At 73.7% G+C, this 7,149-nt stretch carries 9 protein-coding genes; 1 reads left to right on the forward strand and 8 read right to left on the reverse strand.

Features of this window, described 5'->3' with window-relative positions; genetic code table 11:
• Positions 1-57: 57 nt before the first annotated feature.
• The gene (locus AB0D10_RS42990; RefSeq protein WP_360267481.1) at positions 58-198 is read left to right on the forward strand and encodes a hypothetical protein; all 141 of its coding nucleotides are present in this window, start codon (positions 58-60) and stop codon (positions 196-198) included.
• 11 nt (positions 199-209) lie between these two features.
• On the opposite strand, the gene AB0D10_RS42995 is transcribed toward AB0D10_RS42990, so the two are convergent.
• From AB0D10_RS42995 to AB0D10_RS43030, 8 genes are all read right to left on the reverse strand, one after another.
• The gene (locus AB0D10_RS42995; protein ID WP_360267484.1) at positions 210-947 is read right to left on the reverse strand and encodes a hypothetical protein; all 738 of its coding nucleotides are present in this window, start codon (positions 945-947) and stop codon (positions 210-212) included.
• Positions 948-962: 15 nt separating this feature from the next.
• The gene (locus tag AB0D10_RS43000; protein ID WP_360267487.1) at positions 963-1,274 is read right to left on the reverse strand and encodes a hypothetical protein; all 312 of its coding nucleotides are present in this window, start codon (positions 1,272-1,274) and stop codon (positions 963-965) included.
• 45 nt (positions 1,275-1,319) lie between these two features.
• Positions 1,320-2,060: a hypothetical protein gene (locus AB0D10_RS43005; RefSeq protein ID WP_360267490.1), complete on the reverse strand. Its 741-nt coding sequence runs from the start codon at positions 2,058-2,060 to the stop codon at positions 1,320-1,322.
• A gap of 65 nt (positions 2,061-2,125) precedes the next feature.
• The gene (locus AB0D10_RS43010; RefSeq protein ID WP_360267493.1) at positions 2,126-2,518 is read right to left on the reverse strand and encodes a hypothetical protein; all 393 of its coding nucleotides are present in this window, start codon (positions 2,516-2,518) and stop codon (positions 2,126-2,128) included.
• A 386-nt stretch (positions 2,519-2,904) separates the two neighbouring features.
• Complete coding sequence (locus tag AB0D10_RS43015; protein WP_360267496.1) at positions 2,905-3,591, reverse strand: hypothetical protein; 687 nt, start codon at positions 3,589-3,591, stop codon at positions 2,905-2,907.
• 465 nt (positions 3,592-4,056) lie between these two features.
• Positions 4,057-4,785: a DUF1275 family protein gene (locus tag AB0D10_RS43020; protein WP_360267499.1), complete on the reverse strand. Its 729-nt coding sequence runs from the start codon at positions 4,783-4,785 to the stop codon at positions 4,057-4,059.
• 220 nt (positions 4,786-5,005) lie between these two features.
• Entirely contained in the window at positions 5,006-5,536 is a 531-nt protein-coding gene (locus AB0D10_RS43025; RefSeq protein WP_360267502.1) for a DUF4328 domain-containing protein, read from the reverse strand.
• Positions 5,537-5,956: 420 nt separating this feature from the next.
• Complete coding sequence (locus AB0D10_RS43030) at positions 5,957-6,802, reverse strand: alpha/beta hydrolase (protein ID WP_360267504.1); 846 nt, start codon at positions 6,800-6,802, stop codon at positions 5,957-5,959.
• Between the last annotated feature and the right edge of the window lie 347 nt (positions 6,803-7,149).

The raw sequence follows: 7,149 nt of genomic DNA on the forward strand, positions 1-7,149 counted from the left end.
CTGCCGCCCGGCCCACGGTCCGTCACACCCAGTCTCTGTCCGAGGAGTTCCCCACCCATGAGCCCGCGCCCGGGCCGCCGGACACCTCGGATGACCGACGAGCGCCCGGCCGGAACCCCGGCCGGGCGCTCGCCCGTCACCGGCGCCGACCACCGGGATCCGGTGGACGTCTCCGGTCACGGCACCAGGCAGGCTTGACCGACACCGGCCTAGGCAGGCTTGACCGACACCGGCCAGTGGCCGCCCGGGAACTGGCTGTTGTCGACGGCGTTGCCGTGCAGCGCGGCCATCTCCTTGGCCTGGGCGCCGAGCAGCACCATCAGGGCACTGACCGCAGCGACGATCACCGTGGTGTTGACCCCGGCCTCCTCGATGATGATCAGGAAGCCCGCCCACGAGAAGACCACCGAGCCGAGGGCCGCGATCGCGGCGATGGTGGCGGCGATGAACTTGACCAGCACGAGTGCCAGCGCGAGGTAGAAGGCCAGCCCGGCTGCCGCGCACAGCTCCAGCGAGGTGGAGGTCTTGTCGCACGTCCCGCCCAGCGCGGTGGCGGCCGCCGCCTGGCGAGGGATCTCCTTGCCGTAGGCATCGGCCGCCGGGCCCTTCCACTCCCCGGTCGCTCCCAGCACCTGCGGCTGGAGTTCGCCGGTGACGCCGTTCGCCAGGCCGCGCAGGGTTTCCCACTGGAAGCCGTGGATCATCATGTAGACCGGAGCGGCAGCGCCCTCCAGGCACTCCTTGATCTTGTTCAGGATCCAGGCGCCTATCTCGCAGATCTTCTTCCCGAACCAGATCACCTTGTCGGCCAGCCAGTCGGGCACCCACCACCGGTCGGCGGCGTCGTTCGCCTTGCCGGGGACCGCGTCGAGTTTGGCCGACAGGTCACCCAGGCCCGAGGTGAGCTTGTCGACCGTCGCCTGGTACTGCGCCGCTTGAAATGCCACGTCGATGGCTCCGCTTCAGTTGCCGGTGATGGCCGAGAGACCGGCCGAGGTCTTCTGTTCGTGGTGGTCGTAGTTGTCCGCCACCGTGCGCAGGCCGTCTCCGACCGCCTTGAGGTTCTGCTGTCCCTCCTGCGCGCGGTCATGAACGGCCGTCAGGACCTCCGCGTAGGCGCTGACGACGAGTTGGAAGACGCCTGCCTGGCAGCGGTCCATCGACATCGAGGAGACGGACGAGGCGATCGTGCCCAGCTGGTCGCTCTGCTGGTCCCAGATTCCGGCCTCCGTGCGGAGTGTGGCGGTCGTGACCTTGAAGCCGTCGTCGGTCATGGTGTCGCTCCCTTCCGGGTCGTCCGGCCCTGCGGCCGGTCTGCGTTACGAGTTGCGGAGCTTGCCCGGGTCCGCGAGCAGGGCCAGAGCCTCGCGCAGCATCGCGTCGGTGCCCGTGCCGGCCTCCTCCTTGGCGGACCGGACGGCGGCGGCCAGCTCGGTGCGGGCCTTCGACAGGGCGGCGGCCAGCGCGTGGTTCAGCGCGGCGGTGCCGCTCGCGGCCGCCCACCGCTCGTCCGCGTCGCAGGTGACCAGCCCGCCGCGCGAGAGCACCACGGTCACGTGCCCGGCCTCGTCGCTGCCGCGGCCCTGCACGGGGACGCTCGGTGCGCCCGCCCGGTCGAGCGCCGTCAGCACGTCCTCGGCCAGCACCTCCAGCGGCCGCGGGTCGACCTGGCTCACGTCCCCGATGAGCAGGGTCAGGTCGGGTGCGGTCGTGGCCCCGGCGTCCGCCGCCGCGTCGTCGCCGGGCAGCCGGTCCGGTACGGCCTCCCAGGCCGCCTGTCCGGCGTCCTGCTGCCAGATCGACAACCGGTCGACGGCGGCGGCCTGCCCGGCCTCGACCGCCGCGCCGCCGAGCGCGCCCGGTGACAGCCGCTGCCGCCAGCCGTCCGCGACCACGATCGACAGCGGGAGGTCCTCCTGGTCGAGTACGACGGTCACCGAGCCGGTGCGGTCGGCGCCCTCGGAGCGCTGGGGGAGGATGTCGCGGGTCACCGCGAGGGAGTTGGTGAGTTCACCGAGGAAGGCGCTCATCTGCTGCAGATCGCGCAGCGGGTCGTTCATGGCACGGGCCTCTCATGCCGACTGCCCGAATCCCGGCGGCAGTCGGTTGACGTGGTGGGAAACGGTCAGGAGTGCGTGGTTGCCGTGAGGGTCAGCTGGTTGCACAGGAGGCCCAGCGCGACGACCGCACCGAGGAGCAGCCAGCCGCTGGAGGAGACCTGGGAGTCACCGAGGAAGAGGGTCGCGGCGACCACCGCCGCCAGGCCGGTGGCTCCGCCGACCACCGCGGACGCACGCCGGACACCGCGTACCGGCACGGGCCGACGCACCGCGAGGAGCACGGCCGCCGCGGTGACGGCGGCCAGCAGGTAGAGCGTCGCGTCCACCCACCAGGCGGGTGCCCATGATCTGCCGCGCCAGAGCACCAGTGGGCAGAGCAGCAGCGGGCACTCGGCCATCAGCCCGAGCAGCACGGTCGTGCTGCGGTCGGCGTGCTTCGATCGAGCCTTGTCGTTCATGTCGGACCCCCGTCTCGGCGCGTCACTATACACAGCCGGAGCAGGCCCGTTGCGGGGCTGACCGCAGCCACCGGGGTTCCGTCATGCCGGCGCCTCCTGCGGGGCCGAGTGCGGCCGTCGGGTGCCGGCGGCGGCTTGTGTCATGCCCGTGGGAGTCGTGTCGTCGACCGGTGATGTTCTCGGGTCGAAGCGGTTCACGGACCGGCTGCGCCACCTGTGGCCGGGCAGCCGGCCCGGCGGGACGAGTCCACCCGAACCGGGCAGGCCACGGTCCGTCAGGGACGTCGGCGGCCGACGCATCGCTCGCCGGCCGAGGCCGGACCACACGACGGCCGGCCCGATCTCGCAGGTCCCGAGGCGCAGCTGTCCGCGGGTCCTGCCGGCGGTCACCTGGTGATGTCGCCGTCCGGCAGGTCCCGGACGGTGACCGCCGTGCGTGGCCGCCCCAACAGCCGGGCCACGACGTCGCCGATCCGCTGCGCGTCGCCCGTCGGCTCGGGAGCCGAGCCATCGGTGTACCGCTCGATGGCCTTCTCGAAGTACGAGGGGTTCCAGGCCCCGACCGCTCCACTGACGTCGACGCCCTTCACCGGTCGACGACCGACGGCGCGTGCGACGGCGGGAAGGATCTCGTCCGAGCTGTACTTCCCCGGGACCTGGAACAGGCTCGCGTGGCCGCCGACCTTTCCGCCGTCCCGGAGGTAGACCGTGACGACCAGGCAGCTGGTCACCGCCGGGTACGTGATCGTCCCGTGCGGACCCACCTCGCGGACCTCGCCCTCCGTGATCGCGACGCCCGTCGCGGTGGAGGCCTGCCGCACCGCCCCGGGCGTCCCGTCCGGCACGGCCCCGGCCGGCGGACCGGGCACCCGGTCCGTCAGACCCGACGCGGTGCCGAACGCGACGTCGACGGAGTCGGCCGCGTCGGCGCGGACCGTCCCGTGCGTCGCCCCGCCGGACCCCGGCCGGCCGGTCGACGCTCCGCCGCCACCCGCCGCACAGGCTGCCAGGAGCAGCGCGGCGCCGACGGCCAGACCCGCCTTCCCCGCGCGCTCGGACACCACGAAGCCCATACCCCACACCCTAGGAGACCGGATCTGCGCGCACCCGTTCGACGCGCGGCCGCGCGCGTGCGCGGCGACACATGGTCCCGAGCACGAACGATCCCGTCAACTCCGGTCCCGGTGACCACCCTGAAGGGCTGTCACCCGGCTGCGGGCCGCGGCCGACGCGAGAGGTCCGATCACCCGGGACATGAGCGTGGACCCCACAGTCGCCCGGACGCATCGGCATCCTGCAGGCGCCCGCAGAAGGGGGATCCACACCGGGACGAACCCGGCAGAGGACGGGCCGGGCCGCACCAACCCGACGACCGGCACGGCGAGTTCGACCTGATCAGTCGATCAGTCGATCAGTCGATCAGTCGACCAGGTGGCGGTTGGCCCGGCTCCATGCGACGCGGGCCCGGAATCACCGGGGTCGGACCGGACCGGACCGCCCGCCGATGGGCGCGGCTCCGGTTCAGGTCCGCTCCCGGGTCAGGCCGGGGCCGGCTGCGGGCGCGCGGGCGGTCGCAGTTGGACGGTGCGGGCGTACACGGCGGTCACGCACGCCTCGAAGGCGGCGACGGCGAGCAGCGCGGGCCCGGCGCCCAGCCGCAGCAGCAGGGCGCCGGCCGCCCCGCCGGCGAACATGCCGAGGACGGTGGCACTGCGCCGGGCCCGGACCAGCACCTGGTGCGGTGAGGGTGCGGCGTGGATCGCCAGCAGGTCGGCCAGCAGCTTGACCAGGGTGATCTGCGCGACCGTGGTCGGCATGTCGGGCACCCCGGCCTCCAGCATCCCGCGGCTGCGCCAGCCCATGGCGCCCGCGACCAGCGCGGCGACGAGGGCCTCGGAGCTCCCGGGCAGTGCGCCGGTACCGCCGACCGCGGCGGCGTATCCGCCGGCGGCGGCGAGCACCGCGGCCTCGGCGGCGAGGACGCGGACGAACCAGCGCCGCCCCCGCCCCCGCGCCCTGGCGATGGCGGTGTTGGCGGCCGCGGCCCCGACCACGAACGCGGCCACCGCCTCGGCGGGGCGGGCGACCGGCACCCCGGCGGTCCCCACGGCCCCGAAGCCCAGCAGCAGGACGTTTCCGGTGGCGAGCGCCGCGAAGGCGTGGCCGAGGCCGAGGAAGGTGACGGCGTCGACCGCGCCGGCGCTCACGGTCAGGGCGGACATGACCAGGCTGATGCGGACCTGACCGCGGGTGGGATCGGCGGGCACGCCGCCAGTGTGCCCGGGGCGCCGGCCCCGCACGGGCCGTGACACACCGGCGGCCGTCGGCGCGCGCCGGGCTGATCGCGTCCCGCTCGACGGGGGCTGCCGGAAAGGCGACGGTGGCTTCCTGCCCGGTGCCGCGCGGGCCTCGCATCAGGGTGCGGTGGCGTTCGGGCGGCGGGCGACGCCGTCGAGGGTCCGACGGCGGCCGCCCGACCGACGCCGCCTACGCCACGGTTCCCGAGGGGCCGGCCGCCGTTCCGATCCTGTTGGTCTGCGCGGCGGAGACCTGCGCGACCAGCAGGATCGCCAGGACCGCGGCGGCGACGTCGACGAGCACGACGAGGGGAGCATGGGGGTTGCCCTGCTGGTCGATCACCAGGTAGGCCGTGAACCCGACCGACTTGGCGAGCCACGCCACCCACCACGCCTCGATCACCCAGGCACCGCCGGCCGAGCCGCCGGCCCGCCGGATGTCCAGCACGACCCGGCGCGGGGCAAACCACATGACCACCGGGACGAACCACACCCCGACCGCGCTCCCCACCGTGTACTTCTGCGTGCCCGGAGCGAATGCCTCGGCATTGAGCCGGCACTGCCGGAGCCAGCAGAGGAACACCACGACGGTCCCGAGGAACAGCGGCATCGTGAGCGGCGCGGCCTGAGCGAAGAGTCCCGAACCGGTCCCGGTGGTCAGTCCCAGGACGATCTGCACGGCCGCTTGCGCGGCAAGCAGCACCTGCACGGCGATGGCCAAGGGACGAGGGTCCGACGGCGTCCCCCGACAAGCGGCGGTGCGCGAACCCGGAGTGGTTGCTCCAACGACAGGTGCCGGCTTCACAGGCAGTCCCCCAACGCATGCGTCCGCCGTGTCCGCGGAGATCACCACCACGGAGATCGCTCGGAGAATAGGGGGAGTTCGAACGAATGTCCACAGGCCCGTCCGGCGCCGGTGGTGCCACCGGCGGGCGGGCGGGCGGGGGCCCGGGCCCGGTCCAAGGTCCGATTCGCACCGCCCGTCCGCCCGGCAGCGTCCTGACCCGAGCGCCTGTGGTGGTCACACCGCCGGGCCGGGAGGGGCGGGCAGTCCACGTGAAGCGTCTCCCGGTGAGGGACCGCAGGGTGTGACCGGCGGTCGGCTTGCGGCATGACATGGCTTTTCTTGATCCGTCGTCCGCTATCCGAGGGTGCGCATCGCTTCGGCGAGTTCGTCGATCGCGGTGTCGGGGATCGCGGTGGCGGCGTGTTCGAGGACGAGCAGTCGTGCCTGGGGGATGGCGTGTGCGAGGGCTTCGCCGTTGCCGAGGGGGAAGAACGGGTCGTGGCGGCCGTGGGCGACGAGGGTGGGGATCGCGATCCCGGGCAGGCGTTCGCGCCAGCGGGGTGCGCAGTCGAGTACGGAGAAGACTGTGCCGATCTGGTTGGCCAGGTGGACCGGGGGTGTGGCGTCGTCGGGGGTGCGGTCCCAGATGCGGGCCGCGGCGGCGCGCGCGGTGGCGGGGTCGTCGCCGAGGATCCGTGCGCCGCCGGCGGCATGGTCCGCGACGGCTTCGCGGTCGGCCCAGTCGGGCATCGTACGTGCGAACAGCCGGTTCATCGTGGCCCGGTCGTGGTCGGGGAGGTCGTCGTCGGGCGGGCCGGGGGCGACCGGCCGGGTGCCGACGAGGGTGAGTGCGCGGAACGCGTCCGGGTGGTCGAGTACGGCGACCTGGGCGACCGTTCCGCTGACGCCGATTCCCGCGAGGTGGGCGGGCCGCCCACCGAGGGCGTCGGTGAGGGCCGCCGCGTCGGCGGCGAGGTCGCGCAGGGTGTAGGCGGGTGCCTGCGGGTCGGCGGTCGTGGATTCCCCGCTGTCGCGCAGGTCGTAGCGCACCACGCGGCGTCCGCCGGCGGCGAGGCGCTCGCACAGCGCGTCGGGCCAGGAGAGCATCGTGGGTGAGCCTGCGAGCAGGACGAGCGGCGCGTCGTCGTCGCCGAAGGATTCGATGCCCAGGGTGATCCCGTGGACGTTGACTGTGCTCATCGGATTGTCGGCTTTCGTCGGAGGTCGGGTGTGCCGCGGTTCGCGGTACCCCTTCGAGATTGCGCCGCGTCGTGCCGGGGTGCGCGGCGCTTCGGCGGTGACCGGGGGTGTGTCGGGGTGTGCCCCGGTGCCCGGCCCGCCGAAGCGCCGGTGCCATGGCGCGGTGGTCTCAGCCGTCCTGCCCGAGGCCGCGGTCGGGCGCGTTCATGTCGCCGGTGGTGGGGGTGCCGTCGGCGAGCCCGTAGCGCAGGTACACCGTGCCCTTGGGGCCGGCCGTCGGGGGCTGGAGGAGCGTGACGTTCGTGGGCACCGCGCCGTCCTCGAACACCTTCTTCCCGACGCCCAGC

This window comes from Kitasatospora sp. NPDC048545 (genome assembly GCF_040651155.1).
Taxonomy (GTDB): Bacteria; Actinomycetota; Actinomycetes; order Streptomycetales; family Streptomycetaceae; genus Kitasatospora.

What these genes read in the sequence shown, in the direction of transcription:
- AB0D10_RS43030 (WP_360267504.1), bottom strand. Translation starts at nt 6,802, where the DNA reads ATGAGCACAGTCAACGTCCACGGGATCACCCTGGGCATCGAATCCTTC.
- AB0D10_RS42990 (WP_360267481.1), top strand. Translation starts at nt 58, where the DNA reads ATGAGCCCGCGCCCGGGCCGCCGGACACCTCGGATGACCGACGAGCGC.
- AB0D10_RS43010 (WP_360267493.1), bottom strand. Translation starts at nt 2,518, where the DNA reads ATGAACGACAAGGCTCGATCGAAGCACGCCGACCGCAGCACGACCGTG.
- AB0D10_RS43005 (WP_360267490.1), bottom strand. Translation starts at nt 2,060, where the DNA reads ATGAACGACCCGCTGCGCGATCTGCAGCAGATGAGCGCCTTCCTCGGT.
- AB0D10_RS43000 (WP_360267487.1), bottom strand. Translation starts at nt 1,274, where the DNA reads ATGACCGACGACGGCTTCAAGGTCACGACCGCCACACTCCGCACGGAG.
- AB0D10_RS43015 (WP_360267496.1), bottom strand. Translation starts at nt 3,591, where the DNA reads ATGGGCTTCGTGGTGTCCGAGCGCGCGGGGAAGGCGGGTCTGGCCGTC.